An 18279-nucleotide genomic window follows, 5' to 3' on the forward strand; every position below is an offset into this window, starting at 1 on the left:
GGACGCCGACGACGTAGACGACGCCGGGGACGCGGGGAAGCCCGGGAAGCCCGGAAGCACCGGGACCGCCGACGAGGAGAGCGGCCGGAACCGCGGGAAGCGCCGCTGACCACCTGCACCACCCGTCGGGCCCGCGCTCACCGGTGCGGACGCGGACCGCCGTGTCCACCGGCACGGTCCAGACCTTGCCGTCGCCGATCTTCCCGGTCCTGGCGGCCTTGACGACCACCTCGACGAGCTGGTCGGCGTCGTCGTCCTCGACCAGCACCTCGATGCGGATCTTCGGCACCAGGTCCACGGTGTACTCGGCGCCCCGGTACACCTCGGTGTGGCCGCGCTGGCGGCCGTAGCCGCTGGCCTCGGTGACGGTCAGGCCCTGCACGCCGAACGCCTGGAGGGCGTCCTTCACCTCGTCGAGGCGGTGCGGCTTGATGACTGCGGTGATCAGCTTCATGCGTCGACCTTCTTGTCCTTGCTGGGGGCGGAGACGTGCGCGTGGGCGGCCACCGAAGTGCCACCGACCTGGCTGAAGTCGTAGGCGGTCTCCGCGTGGAAGGCCTGGTCGACTCCGGCGGTCTCATCGTCCTCGCTGGCGCGGAAGCCCATGGTCTTCTGGATCACGAGGGCCAGCAGCCAGGTGACCACGAAGGTGAAGGCCATCACGGCGAAGGCACCGAGGGCCTGCTTACCGAACTGGCTGAAGCCCGCACCCTCGGTGGCCAGGAAGCCGACCATCAGGGTGCCGATGAGGCCACCAATGAGGTGGACGCCGACGACATCGAGCGAGTCGTCGTAGTTCAGCTTGAACTTGAGGCTGACGGCCCAGGAGCAGACCGCACCGGCGACCAGGCCGATGAGGATGGCGCCCATGGCGTTGACGTTGGCACCGGCCGGGGTGATGGCGACCAGGCCCGCGATCGCACCGGAGGCCGCACCGAGCGTGGTGAAGGCACCATGCCGGATGCGCTCGTAGACAAGCCAGCCGAGGATGGCGGCAGCGGTGGCGACCTGGGTGTTCAGGGCCATGTTGACGGCGTCACCGTTGGCGCCGAGAGCAGAGCCGGCGTTGAAGCCGAACCAGCCGAACCACAGCATGGCGGCACCAAGCAGCACCAGCGGCAGGTTGTGCGGGCGCATCGGCTCCCTCTTGAAGCCGATCCGCTTGCCCACGACCAGGACCGCGGCCAGCGCGCCGATACCGGCGTTGATGTGCACGGCCGTACCACCGGCGAAGTCGATCACACCGAGCTTGAAGAGCCAGCCGGCGTCCTCGGCCCACACCCAGTGGGCGACCGGGAAGTACACGATGGTGACCCATACGGCGATGAAAACGGCCCAGGCGCTGAACTTCACCCGGTCGGCCAGTGCACCGGCCATCAGCGCGGGCGTCAGGACCGCGAACATCATCTGGAAGAGGGCGAACGCGAAGACCGGCAGCTCGCCGTCGAGCGTCTCGGGGGTGATGCCCTTCAGTCCGATGGCGTCCAGATTGCCGATGACGCCGCCGACGTCACCGCTGAAGGCCAGGGAGTAGCCGTAGAGCACCCACAGCACGCTGACGATGCCCAACGCGATGAAGCACATCATCAGCATGTTCAGGGCGCTTTTGACCCGGACCATGCCTCCGTAGAAGAAGGCCAGGCCTGGTGTCATCAACATGACCATCGCTGCACTGATCAATACGAATACCGTATCCGCGCCATTCAAGGTAGGCATCTCCTCGTCGTCACATCCCGTGCGGGCAGGAACCTCGGGTTCAAGGTGGGCCACAGGTTCGCGAAACCCCGTTTCCATCGACACAACGGAATGTTTCGTGGATGTAACGAAGCCACGAGAAGTGTTACATGGGCGTAAAATCCCGACTCCAGGGAACTCGGGCCTTCGAGCTTGATGGGGTGCGGCGGTGGCCGGGGCTCGTCGGTCACGCCGTGCGAAACTTCTCCAGCTACTCTCCTGGCTCGGACAATCGACAGGGCCGGCTGGCCCCATCAGAGGTTTCGCTCTTCAAGCACGCCAGCCGACCACAACGATTCGGCGGTTGCCAGCTCGGGACTGGCAACCGCCGAATCATTCACTGCTCGCTCACTTGCGCGGAGCCTCGAAGCAGACCTTCGCTGTCTTGGCCCATGAGTCGGACTTGTTCTTGATGTACGCTGTCACCGTCGGACGCCCCGATAGACAGAGAGATTTGCTCGAATTCATCCCGAGTAGAATCTGACCCGTGAAGTACAGCGGCTGACCGCTGTTGTGCTGTGTGTACACCTTGCTCTTGGTGGAATACGTCGTGCTGCGGGTGCCAGCCTCGCGCTTGCCGCACTCTACAGTCGGAGTCACCGCCACTGACCAGGGGAAACCCGCCGTCACCGCGACATCCATCTTGCACTTCTTACTCTCGTACCAGCGCTGGGTGAGCTTCGCCTTCGTCAACGTGGCAGCCTTGCCGCCCTTACACTTCGTCAGCACCCTGGTCTCCATCTTCGGGTCGCTGACCTTCACGCCCCGGTACCGGTGGGGCATACCACCCTTACCCTTGTGTAGGATGCTGTGTTTGAAGGTCACCTTTCCGGTCAGTGTGGTGCGGACGCACCGCTTGAGCGGTTTCGAGTAGAAATCCAGAGTCTTCTTGTAGGACCGCGTGTACGTCTTCTCTTTACCATGGGTGGCACTGGCTTCAGAAATTGGCCCCACCACAAGCAACGTAGAAGCAACTCCGGTCACAATGACAGACGCAGTCATTCGCCTGAACATGGACGAACTCCCCGTGAGTGCGAAACGGCACACCAAGTGCCGTAAACCAAAGGGGAAATATCCCTTCGACCTGGAAAGAGATTGCCACCTTGACATCCCCATGTCAAGGAAGAATGAGTAGCATCAAAGGAACGCCTCATTCCGGAAACACAAGCAACCGCCACCACTCGATGAGGTTCCCCGGTCAGCCGCCCAGAGACTGGCAAACCAAAACCGGCCGCCAGCCATCCGAGTTCCTGGGCCGGGAGTAGGGCTGTCGCGGCCGGTTGTCTACGGACGCGGTCAGCCCGCCAGGACCATGCTCTCGGGGTCTTCGGGCAGTGCCTTCCTGAGGCGGTCCGCCAGGTCGACGACCTCGGCGACGTCGCCGTACTCCCGGCCGGCGTTGGCGGCCGTCCGGCGGATGCGGTTGTTGACGCGCTCCGAGCGCAGCCGCCTGGACACCTCGAGCGCCTCGACGGTGCGCGCGGCGCAGCGCTCCGGCTCCTTCTGCAGCAGGTGGACGGTGGCCATGCCGACCAGGTTCAGCGCATACGACCTGTGGTGGCCCTGCTCGGAGCTCGCGCACTCCTCGGCGAAGAGGTCGACGGCCTTCTCCATCGCCGGCTGGGCGAGGCTGGCGTAGGTGTGGCTACGCCCGGCGACGTAGGCGAGGTCGCGGTAGGCGTGCGCGGTCTCGGCGCTCAGCTCGGCCTCGGAGAAGAAGCGGATCCAGTCCGGCTCCCGCTCCCTCGCGCCGGCCTCCTCGAACTCCTCGACCTCCGCGAACACCGCCTCCGCCATCTTCGCGGCGCGGTGGCACTGCTTGGGCTGGCCCATGTTGGCGTAGGCGCGCGCCTCGACCGCGTGCAGCATGGACTGGGTGCGGGCAGTGGCGCCGTCCCGGCTGCCGTACTGGGCGAGGTGCACCAGCTCCAACGCGTCCTCCGGCCGGTGCAGATGGATCATCTGCCGGGCCATCTTGCTGAGCACGAACGCCCCGAAGGCCTTGTCGCCCGCCTCCTTGGATGCGTGCAGGGCGAGGACGAAGTACTTCTGGGCGGTGGGCTGGATGCCCACGTCGTAGCTCATCCACCCGGCCAGTTCGGCCAGTTCGGCGGTGACGGTGAACAGCCGCCGGCGGATCGGCTCGGGGTGGGCCTCCTGGAGCAGGTCGGTCACCTCGTGCAGCTGGCCGACGACCGCCTTGCGGCGCAGCCCGCCGCCGCACTGCGCGTCCCACTGCCGGAACATCACGGTGGTGTGCTCCAGCAGTTCGAGCTCCGGCTCGGACAGCCGCTGCTCGCGGCGGACGGGCACGGGCGGGCTCTGCGGCGCGGGCTGCGCGGGGGGCGGCACAAGCCAGCGCTGCATCGGCTCGATGAGGGCCGGCCCGGCCGCCATCGCCAGGGAGGTGCCCAGGTAGCCGCGCCGGCTGAGCATCAGGTCGCTGCGGGTGAACTCGTTGATCAGGCCGATGGTCTGCGGCCCGGCCCAGGGGAGGTCGACGCCCGACCCGGCGGCGCTCTGGCGCGTCTGCCGCAGCCCGAGGTCCTCCACTCCGACCACGCAGCCGAACCGCTCGGAGAACAGCTCCCCGAGGATGCGTGGGATCGGCTCCCGGGGCTGCTCGCCGTCGAGCCAGCGCCGCACGCGGGAGGTGTCCGTGCTGATGTGGTGCGCGCCCAACTGGCGCGCCCGGCGGTTCACCTGACGCGCCAGCTCGCCCTTGGACCAGCCGCTGCGCACGAACCACGAACCGAGCTGCTCGTTCGGGCGCTTCTCCCCGGCGTGTCCGCTGCTGCCGTTGCCGCCCACAGGTTGGCCCCCACTCTCGGTCGCTCGGCGGTGCCCGCGAGGGCACCTGTTCGGTACGGGTGGCCGGTGGTTGGACCGGCCGCGGTCGGCGGGCCGCCGACACGGATGACGACTGGAGCATTCCCAGCGACGCGCCGTTTCCGTCATCTCCGGGCGGACGGCACCGGCGGTGTCCCGCGGACGGTGCCGCCGGCCGCCACGACGGCCTCCGGCTCACCGCCGCGCACTTGCGTCGTGAGCACCGAAAGTAATCCTACGATCACCGGCGCGGCGAGTCGGATTCGTGAAACGCCACCATTCGCCACCCCCGCGCATGAACCTATCTCCGAGCTCGGACGCTTCACTTGGCTTGGGGCGATCACAGACGGTTGGAACGAAGCACACCGGGGGCGCGTTCACTCCGGCGCACCACCCCGGCACGCGTCGACCGCACGGCGCGCCCGCGCCGGTCGCTCCGCGTGAGAGCGTCGTAACCATCGGCGCACGGGACCCGTTGGAGGGGGCATGGGCTTCACGATCGGCGGCATCCGCGAGTTCCGGGAGCTACGACTGGGCGGCAGGAGGTACACACGGCCACGGCGTCCGGGACGCGAGTCGGAGCAGGACGCGCTCGCCGAGTACACCGGCCTGTGGGGCTGGGACGTGGTACCCGGTGCCCGGCGCGGCAGGGACGGCTGCTCCTGCGGGGCGCCCGCGTGTCCGGCGCCCGGCGCCCACCCGCTCGACGCGTCCCTGGAGATCACCGCCGGTACGACGGTGGAGAGCGCCGTCCGCCTGTGGGGCGGGCTGCCGTCCGCGACCCTGCTGCTGCCCACCGGCCGCGGCTTCGACGTGCTGGAGGTCCCGGCGGCGGCCGGCCGGCGCGCGCTGGTGCGGCTGGAGCGCATGGGGCTGCCGCTCGGCCCGGTCGCGCTCGCCCCGCACGGCCGGGCCTGGTTCTTCGTCGCCGCCGGCGCCGCCGCCGAACTGCCCGACCTGCTCTACCGGATGGGCTGGGACGGCGTCGGTCTCGACCTGCGCTGCCGGGGGCGCGGTGACCACATCACCGCCCCGCCCTCGGACCTCGCCGGGCTGGGGCCGGTCCGCTGGCTGCGGCCGCCCACGTTGGAGGGCGCCGGCCGCCCGCCGCAGGCCAGGCTGCTGCTCGGCACCCTCGCCTACGTCTGCCACCGCAGCGTGCCGGCCGCCGCGCGCTGAGCGTCGCACGCCGCACGGCGACCGGCACGAGGGGCGTGCAGTCAGTCGCCGAGCAGCGCGTCGACGAACGCCTCCGGCTCGAAGGGCGCCAGGTCGTCCGCGCCCTCGCCGAGGCCGACGAGCTTGACCGGGACGCCCAGCTCCCGCTGCACGGCGACGACGATGCCGCCCTTGGCGGTCCCGTCGAGCTTGGTGAGCACGATGCCGGTGATGTCCACGACCTCCGCGAACACCCGCGCCTGGACCAGGCCGTTCTGGCCGGTGGTCGCGTCGAGGACGAGCAGCACCTCGTCCACCGGCCCCTGCTTCTCGACCACGCGCTTGACCTTGCCCAGCTCGTCCATGAGCCCGGTCTTGGTGTGCAGGCGCCCGGCGGTGTCGACGAGGACGACGTCGGCGCCGGCCGCCGTGCCCTCCTTGACGGCGTCGAAGGCCACCGAGGCCGGGTCGCCGCCCTCGGGGCCGCGCACGGTGCGGGCGCCGACGCGCTCGCCCCAGGTCTGGAGCTGGTCGGCGGCGGCGGCCCGGAAGGTGTCGGCCGCGCCGAGGACGACGGACCTGCCGTCGGCCACCAGGACGCGGGCCAGTTTGCCCGTGGTGGTGGTCTTGCCGGTGCCGTTGACACCGACCACAAGCACCACGCCGGGCCGGTCCTCCGCGCCGGTGGTCTCGGTGCGGACGGCGCGCTCGAAGTCGGTGCCGAGCAGGTTCAGCAGTTCCTCGCGCAGTAGGGCGCGCAGTTCCTCGGGGGTCCTGGTGCCCAGCACCTTGACGCGTTCGCGCAGCCGTTCCACGAGTTCCTGGGTGGGCGCCACGCCGACGTCCGCGGTCAGCAGCGTGTCCTCGATCTCCTCCCAGGTGTCCTCGTCGAGCCGGTCACGGGAGAGGAGGGTCAGCAGTCCCTTGCCGAGGGTGTTCTGCGAGCGGGAGAGCCGGGCGCGGAGCCGCACCAGGCGGCCGGCCGTCGGCTCCGGTGTCTCGACCTCCGGCTCGGGGGGCGCGGGCGGCGCCTCGACGTCGGCCTCCTCGGCCGGGGCGGGGGCGCCCGGCAGGCCGACGTCCTCGATCGGCCGCCCGGGGGTTTCGGGCTCGCCCTCCGCCTCCTCGCCGACGTGTGGTTCGCGGGGTGGCGCGCTGACGGTCGGCGGCGCGGACCGGTCCGGCGGCGGGAGCTGCTTCTTCTTGCGTCCGCTGACCACCAGGCCGCCGATGACTGCGACGGCGACCACGGCGATGACAACGGCGAGGATGAGGAGTTCCATCGGTTCCCTAGTGAGTACCAGAAGTCACGGGCAGGCCCTCTCGTACCGGGGACCGGGCGGAGGGCACCCGTCCAGTATCCGACCAGTATCGGCCACGCCCACCGCTCGGGCGTCGCCCCGGCTCGTCGGTGAGCCGGGGCGACGCCTGCGCTGAGGAGTGGGCGGCGGGGTGGGTCAGCCCATCTCCTCCAACGCCTTGCCCTTCGTCTCCGGCACCCACTTGAGGATGAAGGGGATCGAGAGCACGGCGAAGACCGTGTAGATGACGTAGGAGCCGGAGAGGTTCCAGTCCGACAGCGTGGGGAAGCTGACGGTGATCAGCCAGTTGGTGACCCACTGCGCGCCGGCGGCCACCCCGAGCGCGGCGGCCCTGATGCGGTTGGGGAACATCTCGCCGAGCATCACCCAGACCACCACGCCCCAGGAGAGCGCGAAGAAGAGCACGAAGGAGTGCGCGGCGACGAGGGCGACGCCGCCCTGGAGGTCGGGCAGCCGGAACTCGCCGTTGACCTCCTCCTTGAAGGAGAACGCCCAGGCGGCGACGCCGAGCGAGACCGCCATGCCGGCCGAGCCGATGAGAGCCAGCGGCTTCCGGCCGAGCCGGTCGACGAGCAGCATCGCGATCACCGTGCCGACGATGTTGATGATCGACGTGGTGAAGGAGTAGAAGAACGAGCTCTCGGGGTCGACGCCGACGGACTGCCACAGCGAGGAGCTGTAGTAGAAGATCACGTTGATGCCGACGAGCTGCTGGAAGACCGAGAGGCCGATGCCGACCCAGACGACGGGCAGCAGCATGAACCGGCCGCCGAGCAGGTCGCGCAGGCTGGGCTTGTGCTCGCTGCGCATGCGCGCGTCGATGCGGCGCACCTCGGCGTCCAGGTCCGTCTCGGGGGGCTCGACGCGTGCGAGGACCCGCTTGGCCTCCTCGAAGCGGCGCTGGGCGACGAGGTAGCGCGGCGACTCGGGGATGCGCAGCGCCAGGGCGCCGTAGACCAGGGCGGGCAGCAGCTCGGCGCCGAGCATCACCTGCCAGGTCTCGACGCCCAGCAGGGTGCCGCGCTGGTCTCCGTCGGCCAGGTTGAGCAGGCCGTAGTTGACCAGCTGGGAGACGGCGATGCCGAGCACGATCGCGGCCTGCTGGAAGGAGGCGAGCCGGCCGCGGTACTCGGCGGGCGCCACCTCGGCGATGTAGGCGGGGGCGATGACCGAGGCCATGCCGATGGCCACGCCGCCGAGGATCCGCCACGCGGCGAGGTCCCACAGGGTGAAGGGCATCATGCAGCCGAGGCTGCTGGCGGCGAAGAACAGGGCGGCCAGCTGCATCACCTTCGGTCGGCCGAGCCGGTCGGCGAGGCGTCCGGCGAGCATGGCACCGAGCGCCGCGCCGACCAGCGCGATGGCGATGACCGCGCCCAGCGTCGCCGAGCCGACGTCGAACCTGCCCTTGATCCCTTCGACGGCTCCGTTGATCACGGCGCTGTCGTAGCCGAAGAGGAACCCGCCCATCGCGGCCGAGGCGGCGATGAAGGCGACGTAGCCGAGGTGGCGCGGGCGGCTCCCGACCCGGGGTGGGTCGACGGATGCGTTGCTGCTCAAGGGACTCTCCTGCGGGTCCCGGCGGCGGTGCCGGGGCTGGGGGACATCGCCCTACCAGTGGTGCACGCCTGACCGCGCACCACCAGTTGAAGGTAAAAGCGACGTTGCAGAGAATATGCCTTCAGGTTTCTAAGTCAATACCCAGCGGGTAGCTACCTCAGGGCCACCTGGATGTTCTCGATGTTCACAAAGTGAAGGATGCGCCCGACAGCCCCGCTCAACTCAGGCGCTGGCTGATCACCTTGGACACGCCGTCGCCCTGCATCGAGACGCCGTACAGCGCGTCGGCGACCTCCATGGTGCGCTTCTGGTGCGTGATCACGATCAGCTGCGAACTCTCCTGGAGCTCCCGCATGATGCCGATCAGCCGCTGCAGGTTGGTGTCGTCCAGTGCCGCCTCGACCTCGTCCATGACGTAGAAGGGGCTCGGCCGTGCCTTGAAGATGGACACCAGGAGGGCCACCGCCGTCAGCGAGCGCTCACCGCCGGAGAGCAGCGACAGCCGCTTGACCTTCTTCCCCGGCGGGCGGGCCTCCACGTCGACACCGGTCGCCAGCATGTCGTCCGGCTGCGTCAGCACCAGCCGCCCCTCACCTCCGGGGAACAGCCGCGAGAAGACACCCTCGAACTCCCGCGCGGTGTCGTGGTAGGCGTCGGTGAACACCTGGCGCACCCGCTCGTCGACGTCGCGCACCACCTGGAGCAGGTCCGCCCTGGTCTTCCGCAGGTCTTCCAACTGCTCTCCGAGGAACCGGTGGCGCTCCTCCAGCGCCGCGTACTCCTCCAGCGCCAGCGGGTTGACCTTGCCCAGCTTCTGGTAGGCGCGTTCGGCCGCGCGCAGCCGCTTCTCCTGCTCCGCCCGGTCGAACGGCACCGGCCGGTTGCGCGGGTGCTCCGGTTCCTCGGGCAGTTCCTCACCCTCGGCCGGCGGCGAGGGCGGCACCGGCTGGTCGGGGCCGTACTCCCGCACCAGCGCCGCCGGCTCCACGCCCAGCTCCTCCAGCGAACGGCTCTCCAACTGCTCGATCCGCAGCCGCTTCTCCGCGCCCAGCACCTCCCCGCGGTGCACGGAGTCGGTCAGCCGGTCCAGCTCGCCCTTCAGTTCCCGGCCGCGTTCCCGCTCGGCGGCCAGCTCCCGTTCCCGGTCCGCCTTGGCGTGCTCGGCCGTCTCCCGCTCCTGCTCGGCGCGGACAAGCGAGACCTCCAGATGGGCCAGCAGCTGCCGGGCGCCGTTCGCCACCGCCTCCGCGACCCCCGCCTCATGGCGCATCCTGGCCCGTCGCCGCTCCGCCCGCGCCCGGGCCTCCCGCTCGGCGCGGGCCGCACGGTCGAGCGAGTCGGCGCGACCGACGAGCGCCCGCACCCGCTCCTCGTGGGTGCGTACCTGGAGCCTGGCCTCCATCTCGGTCTGCCGGGCGTTGGCACCGTCGGCGGCGAGCCGGTCCCGCACCGAGGTGTCCGGCTCGTCCTCCTCCTCGGCGAGCTCCTCGGCGGCGGCCAGCCGCTCGGCGCACTCCGCCGCCTGCTCGTCCGCCGCCGCCAGCGCCTCACGGGCCTTGGCCACCGCCGCCGCGCAGCGTTCCGCCTCGCCGAGCGCGGCCCGCGCGGCGCCGCCCGAACGGCCGAGGCGGCCGGCCAGTTCCGACCTGCGGCGGTCGGCGGCGCTGCGGCGGGCGGCCCACTCCTCAACGGTCTCCGCCGCGCCCGCCCGCAGCTCCTCGGCGGCACGCAGCCCGCCTTCCAGCTCCTCGCAGCGGACGGTCAGCCGCCGCAGCCCGGCGGCTGCCTCGTCGACCGCCGCCTGGGTCTCCAGCAGGCTGGGCACGCCGGCCGAACCGCCGTGTGCGCTGAAGGCGGCCAGTACGTCGCCCTCCGCGGTGACGGCGGTCAGCTCCGGACGCCGGGCGACCAGGTCCTCCGCCTCCTCAAGGGTCCGTACGACCACCACGTCCCGCAGCAGCCGGCGCAGCGCCGGGCGCAGTTCGGCGGGCGCCTCGACCAGCGACACCGCCCATCGCGCGCCGTCCTCCCCCACCGGTGACCCCGGCGACGCGACCGGACCGGCCGGGCCACCGGGGTCGGTTGGGTCGCCGGGATCGGTGGGATCGGTGGGGGCGCCGGCCAGCAGGAAGTCGGCGCGTCCACCGTCGGTCTTGCGGAGCAGCCGCAGTGCCTCGGCCGCCGTCTCGGGACCGGCGGCCACCAGCGCGTCGGCCGCCGCGCCCAGGGCCGCGGCCACCGGCACCTCGTAACCGGGCGTCACCGTGAGCCGTTCGGCCGCCCGGCCGAGCAGTCCGGCCGGGCGCTCCTCGGCGGCGAGCAGCGACTCGCTCCCGTCCTTGCGGCGCAGCCCGAGCGCCAACGCGTCGTGGCGCGCGGACGTCGCCGCGCGTCGCCGCTGCGTCTCGCCCAGGGCGTCCCGGGCGGCCGCGAGCGCCTCCTCCGCCTCACGCAGCCGGGCGCGGGCCGCCTCGTGCTCCGCCTCGGCCGTCCCGTCCCCGTCGGGGACCGCGTCGGCCTCCGCCCGCAACGTCTCGAACTCCTCCTGGGCGAGGGCCGCCCGCTCGCCGGCCTCCTGCTCGGCGACGACCAGCCGTTCGATCTCGGCGCGGGCCGACGCCGCCCGGCTGCGGGCCGCACTCGCCTGCGCACCCAGCCTGGCCAGCTGCTCCCGCCGCTCGGCCAACGCCCGGGAGGCGTCCCTGATGCGGCGCTCCTCCTCGGCGAGGCGGCGCTCCAACTCGCTCCGGTGCTCGACGGTGTCCTCCAGTGCCCGGCTCGCCGCCTCCAGCGCGGCCTCCAGCTCCGCCTCCTGCTCCCGCACCCGGGCGGCCTCCCGTTCCAGCTCCTCCGGGTCGCGGCCGCGCCGCTCCTCTGCGGGGGCGGCGGTGGCGCTCCTGACCCGGGCTTCCGCCAACGAGACGGTCCCCCGCACCCGTTCGGCGAGCTGGGAGAGCTCGTACCAGGTGCGCTGGGCACGTTCCAGCCGGGGGGCGAGGGTGCGGACCCGCTGTTCCAGCTCGGCCTCCCGCCGCTGGCACTCGCGCACCGCCTCCTCGGCGGCCTCCTTGCGGGCCTTGAGCGCGGCCTCGTCGGCGAGTTCGGCCTCCAACGCGCGCCGCACGGTCACCAGGTCGTCGGCGAGCAGCCGCAGCCGGGCGTCCCTGAGGTCGGCCTGGATGACCGCCGCCCGCCGGGCGACCGCGGCCTGCCGGCCGAGCGGTTTGAGCTGGCGGCGCAGTTCCTCCGTGAGGTCCTGGACGCGGGCCAGGTTGGCCTGCATGGCGTCCAGTTTCCGCAGCGCCTTCTCCTTGCGTTTGCGGTGCTTAAGCACCCCGGCCGCCTCCTCGATGAAGGCGCGGCGGCCGGCGGGGTCGGCGTGCAGCACGGAGTCGAGCTGGCCCTGGCCGACGATGACGTGCATCTCCCGGCCGATGCCGGAGTCCGAGAGCAGTTCCTGGATGTCGAGCAGCCGGCAGGTGTCGCCGTTGATCTGGTACTCGCTGCCACCGTTGCGGAACATGATCCGGGTGAGGGTGACCTCGGCGTACTCGATCGGGAGCGCGCCGTCGGAGTTGTCGATCGTCAGCGAGACCTCGGCGCGGCCGAGCGGCGGACGGCCGGTCGTGCCGGCGAAGATGACGTCCTCCATCTTGCCGCCGCGCAGCGACTTCGCGGCCTGCTCACCCATCACCCACGACAGCGCGTCGACCACGTTCGACTTGCCCGACCCGTTGGGCCCGACCACGCAGGTGATGCCGGGTTCAAAACGCAGGGTGGTGGCGGAGGCGAAGGACTTGAAGCCTCGCAGGGTCAGGCTCTTGAGGTGCACGGCGTGTGACTTTACCGGTGCGGCCCGGTTTCACCGCCCAGGACGCAGGGCACATCAGACGGTAACGAGAGATCGACGTGTCGCCGAAGGGGCGGGGAAGCTCAGGGCGCAGGATCGGGGGGAAGATCAGGGGAGGAAATGACGAAGGGACGCCGGAGCGTCCCTCGTGGTTCTGCAACGCATGGGGCTTGTGATCCGCCCTCGCCGCTGCCGGGATGGTCCGGTGGGACCGGCCCGGTCAGGTGAGTGCCGGCTCGCCCTTGGATACGTCGATGCTGTCAAGCAGCGAGTCGCCGTGACGCGAGGCAGCAGAAAGCGCGTCGTTCTCGGCCTGCATCCGTACGAGCTCGGATTCCAGGTCCTGGACGCGCTGCTGAAGCCTTCGCATCTCGGCGAGGACTCGGGGGTCGGAGCCGCCGACGTAACCGAGAAGCGCCTTTGCCATGATGGATGGTCCTCCACACTGAAGTGACCGACCGGTACGGTGGTGGGTCGTCGCGAGAGATGTTTGTACGCACCAGAGATGTCTGCTCCGGTTACAGGTTCCACAGGCTCAAACAACCAGGGTGCGCGGGGTTCCAGCGTCTCACCAAAACTTTTCGCGGTCAACACGATCACACGCCGTAAACACGGGCGGCTTGCTCGAACGGCGGCCCTGGAGCTGGTGGGGCCATCAATGCCGGAGCGGAAGCCCGTTGGCGCGTGGATCGTTCTCGTGATCACTTTCGTAGATCACTTATGCAGCGCAGCCTTGCACGTCATACCCCCGCTTGGCAACCGCTTCGGGAAATTCCTCCCGCCGACCTGGTGACGCCACAAAAACACCAGGTCACCTCATGTCGAAGCCCTCGTACCCGCCGCGCGGCACGGACCATATCTCGGTGACTCCGTCGACACGCCCGGGCGTGTCGCCGTGCCTGAGCCAGTCCAGCAGTTCGGCGCAGCCGGCCCGGTCCCCCTCCGCGACCACCTGCACCCGGCCGTCGTCGAGGTTGCGCGCGAAGCCGGCGAGGCCGCCGATCCGCAGCGCGTTGGCCCGGGTGAACCAGCGGAACCCGACCCCCTGCACCCGTCCGCGCACCCACGCCGTCAGCCGGACGACGTCCGCGCCCTCCGGTTGCCGGGCGGCCGCGGCGGCCCGAGTATCCACTTCGCCCATCGACCCGTCTCCCCTTCCAGGAGGTTTCCGAGAGGTTCCACCGGATTCGGAGGGTTCACCCCTTCCGCACCCGCTCACCTTCCGCACGCTATCCGGACAATTCCCCGTCGGGCACACGCGTCACAGAGGCCATGCTCTACAGTCGCCCGACAACGGACCTCACCCGATCGGGTGAGACGTCCGCCGACAGTTCGCCCAGCACGGAGGACAGCAGCTGATGGGACGTCATCGACGCGCTACCCGCGCCGCGACCACCACATCCGCTCCCACATCCACCGCCACCGGACGGCACCGCGGCGGCCACCGCAAGCGCGGCGGTGGCGCGCCCGTGCGCTCGGGACTGCTGGGGGCTTCCGCCGCGATGGCCGTCGGAGCCGTCGCCGTGGCGTCCGGGCTGGTGCCCGGCGCGGGCGACGTGTTCGACCTCCGCGACTCCGGCGAGGGCGCCACGAGTGTCCAGGCGGACGGTACACCGGAGATCACGCCGTTCGGCACACCGGACCCCGACGGCCTGCGCGCCGACCACCCGCCGACCAGCCGCGGCCACAGCCGTTCCGCCTCACCATCCCCTGACACCTCCCCGAGCGAGACGCCGGCGGACGGCAAGAGCGACAGCGGCAAGAGCGGCAGCGGCGCCGACAACAACGGCGGCGCACCCGAGAGGCCGGACAAGGGCGACGAGCCGCCCACCCCGTCGGCGACCGACGGCAAGCAGGACGGCAAGCAGGACGGCAAGGCGGGCGGCGACGGCAAGCCGGAGAGCCGGGAGCGCTCCGCGCCCGCGCCGAAGACCAGCCCGGCCGCGCCGCCGGCGCCCACCCCCGTGCCGAGCGCCCCGCCGGCGGCGCCCACCGCGCCCAAGGCGCCGGACGCCTGGAGCAGCGCGGAGTCCCAGGTGCTCAAGCTGGTGAACCAGGAGCGCGCGAAGGCGGGTTGCCAGCCGCTGCGCGCCGACGCCTCGCTCGCCGGGCTCGCCCGCGACTACAGCAGGGACATGGCCCGGCGCGGCTACTTCTCGCACACCGACCCGGACGGCCGCAGCCCCTGGGACCGGGCCAGGGCCCGCGGCATATCCCACATGGGCGGCGAGAACATAGCCCGCGGACAGGCCAACGCGCAGTCGGTGATGGACGCCTGGATGAAGAGCCCGGGGCACCGGGCGAACATCCTCAACTGCGACTTCAAGACCATGGGTGTCGGGGCGCACTTCGCCTCCGGCGGCCCCTGGTGGACGCAGGCCTTCGGCTACTGACCCCGGTCAGCCGGCGGCGAGCGGTCGCCGGACGCGCGGCGGCCGCTGGCAGCGCGGGCAGTAGTAGCTCGACCTGTTCATCCAGGGGCGGCGGCGTATCGGCGTGCCGCAGCGGCGGCAGGGCTCGTCCTCCCTGCCGTAGGCGTCCAGCGACCGGTCGAAGTAGCCGGACTCGCCGTTCACGTTGACGTAGAGGCTGTCGAAGCTGGTGCCGCCGACCGCCAGCGCCTCCCCCATCACCGCCCGGACGTGCGCCAGCAGCTCGCTCACCCGGGGGCGGGTGAGGGCGGCGGTGGGGCGGTCGTAGTGCAGCCCGGTCCGCCACAGCGCCTCGTCGGCGTAGATGTTGCCGACCCCGCTGATCAGCGACTGGTCCAGCAGGGCCCGTTTGACGGTGGTCCGGCGGGCGCGCAGGGCCCGGTGGAAGCCCTCCTCGTCGAACTCGGGGTCCAGCGGGTCGCGGGCGATGTGCGCGACGGCGTCGGGTACCCCGTCCTCGGTGAGCGGGTGCAGGGAGAGGCCGCCGAAAGTGCGCTGGTCGACAAAGCGCAGCTCGGTGTGCAGCTCGTCCTGGAAGCCGACGCGCACCCGCAGGTGCTTCTCGTCCGGCGCGTCGGCCGGTTGCACGAGCAGCTGGCCGCTCATGCCCAGGTGGGCGAGGAGCGCCCAGTCGCCGTCGTCCGACGCCGGCCCGGAGGGTCCGTCGCCCAGCGGCAGCCACAGGTACTTGCCGCGCCGGCGGGCGTCGAGGACGCGCCGTCCGCTCAGCCGGGCCGCGAAGTCGGCGGCGCCGGCGACGTGGCGGCGGACCGCACGCGGGTGCAGCACGGCGACCTCCGCGGTCGTGCGCCCGACGATCCAGCGTTCCAGACCTCGTCGGACGACTTCCACCTCGGGCAGCTCGGGCACGGTGCTCTCCTTGGACCGGTCTGGCGTCAGGTCGTCGGGTGTGGGGGTGTCCGCGCGGGCCCGGCTGTCGGGCCCGCGCAGAGCCGTGGCCCCGGTCGGCGGTTCAGCGCCGGCCGGGGCCACGGTGGGTGGGATCAGCGGGGGGCTTCGGCCGACGCCTCCCGGGGCGTCTCCTCGGCCGCCTTGCGGGCGGCCGCCTCGGCCGCCGCCCGGATCTCCCGCCAGGCGGCCTCCGCCGCCTGCTGTTCTGCTTCCTTCTTGCTGCGGCCGGTGCCGGTGCCGTACGCGACACCACCGACGCGGGCAGCAGCCGTGAAGGTCTTCTCGTGGTCCGGGCCCGTCTCGCTCACCACGTACTCCGGGACGCCGAGGCTCTCGGCCGCGGTGAGTTCCTGGAGGCTCGTCTTCCAGTCCAGGCCCGCGCCCAGGCTGGAGGACTTCTCGATGAGCGGGTCGAACAGTCGGTGGATCAGCTTGTCCGCGGCGTCCAGCCCCTGGTCGAGGTAGACGGCGCCGATGACCGCCTCCAGCGTGTCCGCGAGGATCGACGCCTTGTCCCGGCCGCCGGTGCCCTCCTCGCCCCGGCCGAGCCGGATGAAGGCGCCCAGGTCGAGGCCGCGCGCGACCTCGGCGAGCGCCCGCGAGTTCACCACGGCCGCCCGGAGCTTGGCCAGCTGGCCCTCCGGCAGGTCGGGGTGGTTGCGGTACAGCGTGTCCGTGACGACCAGGCCGAGCACCGAGTCGCCCAGGAACTCCAGGCGCTCGTTGGTCGGCAGGCCGCCGTTCTCGTACGCGAAGCTGCGGTGGGTGAGCGCACGCACCAGAAGGGCGGACTCGAGCTGATACCCGAGCCGCCCTTCCAGGAGCGAGGGGGACGACTCCTTCGCCCCCGCGGACCCCAGATCCGCCGCTGCCGATTCACCCCCGCGTGCGCGGGATGCGGTGTCTGGCGTGCCGGCGTCTGACATGGAGCCTGTCACCCGCCGATCAGACCTCGAGGACCTGACGCTTGTTGTAGGTGCCGCAGCTGGGGCACGCGATGTGCTGCTGCCTCGGCTCCTGGCAACGCTCACACGTCACCAGGGTGGGGACCGCAGCCTTCCACTGCGACCGGCGGTGGCGCGTGTTGCTGCGCGACATCTTCCGCTTCGGAACAGCCACGGCTACTTCTCCTGCTTCTCGTCGGCGTCCTCACGGACGCCTTCATGGTTGTCCTTCTCGCCGTCCCGGATGGTGCCGGCGAGTCCCTGTAGTGCCGCCCAACGGATGTCGACGGCGTCGTCGTGCTGGTGGTCCGGATCGTCCGCGAGCCGGGCACCGCATTCGGTGCACAGCCCGGGGCAGTCCTCCTGGCACACCGGCTGCATCGGCAGTGAGAGCACCACCGCGTCCCGCAGCACCGGTTCGAGGTCGAACAGGTCGCCCTCGAGGAAGAGCATCTCGTCTTCCCCGGAGTCCTCGTCCTCGGCGTCGTCGCCGGTGTCCGCGAAGCGGCTCCGGTCGTCGGCGTCGGGGTAGGAGAACATCTCCTGGAACTCCGCCTCGCACGACTGCTCCAGCGGCTCGAGACACCTTACGCACTCCCCCGACAGGGGCGCGCGGGCGGTACCCGTGACGAGCACGCCTTCCATGACCGACTCCATACGGAGGTCGATCTCCACCGGCGCCCCCTCGGGGACCCCGATGACCTCGATCCCGAGGTCCTTCGGGGCCTCCACCGTGCGGGAGACCCTTTTCAGCGCACCAGGACGCCGCCCCAGCTCACGCGTGTCGAACACGAGAGGGGCACGGTGGTCGAGGGGCGTTTTCAGGGCTTCCTGCTTTCCTGGGAGGGCCTTGCGACGGGATCGACGGTGACCGCTCGGGCGCTGCTCAGGCGCCCGGGAGTCGGACCGCGGCCACGGCATGCGGGAAGACACACCTGGCCGAAGAGACAGAATACTGGACGCCTCCGGATGATCCCAATCCGAGCCCCCGCCACGACGCGCGGGGCGGGGACGTTCCGGGTGCGACCGGCCGGCCGCCGGGGTCAGCGGCCCTGTTCGTAGCGGCGCAGCTGCTCCATGTCGATCATGCTGGTGTCGAACAGGCTGGTCTCGTCCAGCGCGGTCGGCCGGGGCGGCTGCGCGGGCTGCTGGTAGCCGCCGTGCTGCCCGCCGTGGTACTGCCCGTCGTGCCCGCCGCCCTGGTGCCCGCCGTCCTGGTAGCCGCCGGTCTGGTAGGCGCCGGTCTCGTAGCCGCCGTTCTGGTAGCCCGCGGTGTCGGGGGCCGTCTGCGGGTAGCCGTAGCCGCCGGTGGCCTGCGCGGCGGCGGGCTGCTGGTAGCCGTAGCCGTCCGAGGCGGGCGCGGGCTGCTGGTAGCCGGGCTGCCCGTAGCCGTCGGCCGGGTAGGCCTCCTGCGGGTAGCCGCCGGCCGGGTAGCCGTCCTGCGGGTACCCGGTGGAGTCGTTCGAGCCGTAGCCGTCGGCCGGGTAGCCGGTCTGCGCGGCGGGGGCGTAGTCCGGCTGCGCGGGCGGTGCCTGGGG

14 protein-coding genes and 2 pseudogenes are annotated in these 18279 nt (G+C 71.3%); 2 read left to right on the forward strand and 14 right to left on the reverse strand.

Features of this window, described 5'->3' with window-relative positions:
• Positions 1-124: 124 nt before the first annotated feature.
• The 4 genes and pseudogenes from GL263_RS06720 to nsdA form a co-directional block, all read right to left on the reverse strand.
• A pseudogene (locus GL263_RS06720) lies at positions 125-454 on the reverse strand (P-II family nitrogen regulator); the annotation flags it as partial.
• A complete protein-coding gene (locus GL263_RS06725) occupies positions 451-1716 on the reverse strand; it encodes an ammonium transporter (protein WP_182854673.1) in 1266 nt (421 codons plus the stop codon). The gene GL263_RS06725 and the pseudogene GL263_RS06720, both read right to left, overlap by 4 nt.
• Before the next feature lie 366 nt (positions 1717-2082).
• On the reverse strand, positions 2083-2736 hold the full coding sequence (locus GL263_RS06730) for a hypothetical protein (protein ID WP_182854662.1): 654 nt from the start codon (positions 2734-2736) through the stop codon (positions 2083-2085).
• Positions 2737-3030: 294 nt separating this feature from the next.
• On the reverse strand, positions 3031-4545 hold the full coding sequence (gene nsdA / locus GL263_RS06735) for a transcriptional repressor NsdA (protein WP_182854663.1): 1515 nt from the start codon (positions 4543-4545) through the stop codon (positions 3031-3033).
• A 504-nt stretch (positions 4546-5049) separates the two neighbouring features.
• Here nsdA and GL263_RS06740 point away from each other — a divergent pair.
• Positions 5050-5742, forward strand: a complete 693-nt coding sequence (locus GL263_RS06740) for a bifunctional DNA primase/polymerase (protein WP_182854664.1) — start codon at positions 5050-5052, stop codon at positions 5740-5742.
• 41 nt (positions 5743-5783) lie between these two features.
• Here GL263_RS06740 and ftsY read toward each other — a convergent pair whose 3' ends face one another.
• The 5 genes from ftsY to GL263_RS06765 all read right to left on the reverse strand — a co-directional run bounded on the left by ftsY (position 5784) and on the right by GL263_RS06765 (position 13594).
• Entirely contained in the window at positions 5784-7004 is a 1221-nt protein-coding gene (ftsY, locus tag GL263_RS06745; RefSeq protein ID WP_182854665.1) for a signal recognition particle-docking protein FtsY, read from the reverse strand.
• A gap of 174 nt (positions 7005-7178) precedes the next feature.
• On the reverse strand, positions 7179-8603 hold the full coding sequence (locus GL263_RS06750) for a sugar porter family MFS transporter (protein WP_182854666.1): 1425 nt from the start codon (positions 8601-8603) through the stop codon (positions 7179-7181).
• A 217-nt stretch (positions 8604-8820) separates the two neighbouring features.
• A complete protein-coding gene (smc, locus tag GL263_RS06755; protein ID WP_182854667.1) occupies positions 8821-12435 on the reverse strand; it encodes a chromosome segregation protein SMC in 3615 nt (1204 codons plus the stop codon).
• A 238-nt stretch (positions 12436-12673) separates the two neighbouring features.
• On the reverse strand, positions 12674-12880 hold the full coding sequence (locus GL263_RS06760; RefSeq protein ID WP_143649276.1) for a hypothetical protein: 207 nt from the start codon (positions 12878-12880) through the stop codon (positions 12674-12676).
• A gap of 384 nt (positions 12881-13264) precedes the next feature.
• On the reverse strand, positions 13265-13594 hold the full coding sequence (locus GL263_RS06765; RefSeq protein ID WP_182854668.1) for an acylphosphatase: 330 nt from the start codon (positions 13592-13594) through the stop codon (positions 13265-13267).
• Positions 13595-13811: 217 nt separating this feature from the next.
• On the opposite strand from GL263_RS06765, the gene GL263_RS06770 reads away from it, so the two are divergent.
• Positions 13812-14846, forward strand: a complete 1035-nt coding sequence (locus tag GL263_RS06770; RefSeq protein ID WP_182854669.1) for a CAP domain-containing protein — start codon at positions 13812-13814, stop codon at positions 14844-14846.
• Positions 14847-14852: 6 nt separating this feature from the next.
• Here the strand turns inward: GL263_RS06770 and mutM are convergent, their stop codons facing one another.
• From mutM to GL263_RS06795, 5 genes and pseudogenes are all read right to left on the reverse strand, one after another.
• Entirely contained in the window at positions 14853-15755 is a 903-nt protein-coding gene (gene mutM / locus GL263_RS06775; RefSeq protein WP_182854670.1) for a bifunctional DNA-formamidopyrimidine glycosylase/DNA-(apurinic or apyrimidinic site) lyase, read from the reverse strand.
• A 134-nt stretch (positions 15756-15889) separates the two neighbouring features.
• A complete protein-coding gene (rnc, locus tag GL263_RS06780) occupies positions 15890-16723 on the reverse strand; it encodes a ribonuclease III (protein ID WP_182854671.1) in 834 nt (277 codons plus the stop codon).
• 19 nt (positions 16724-16742) lie between these two features.
• The gene (rpmF, locus tag GL263_RS06785) at positions 16743-16916 is read right to left on the reverse strand and encodes a 50S ribosomal protein L32 (protein ID WP_143649538.1); all 174 of its coding nucleotides are present in this window, start codon (positions 16914-16916) and stop codon (positions 16743-16745) included.
• Positions 16917-16918: 2 nt separating this feature from the next.
• Complete coding sequence (locus GL263_RS06790) at positions 16919-17533, reverse strand: YceD family protein (protein ID WP_438947925.1); 615 nt, start codon at positions 17531-17533, stop codon at positions 16919-16921.
• 251 nt (positions 17534-17784) lie between these two features.
• A pseudogene (locus GL263_RS06795) lies at positions 17785-18279 on the reverse strand (hypothetical protein); the annotation flags it as partial.

It is taken from the genome of Streptomyces durbertensis (genome assembly GCF_014156695.1).
Taxonomy (GTDB): Bacteria; Actinomycetota; Actinomycetes; order Streptomycetales; family Streptomycetaceae; genus Streptomyces; species Streptomyces durbertensis.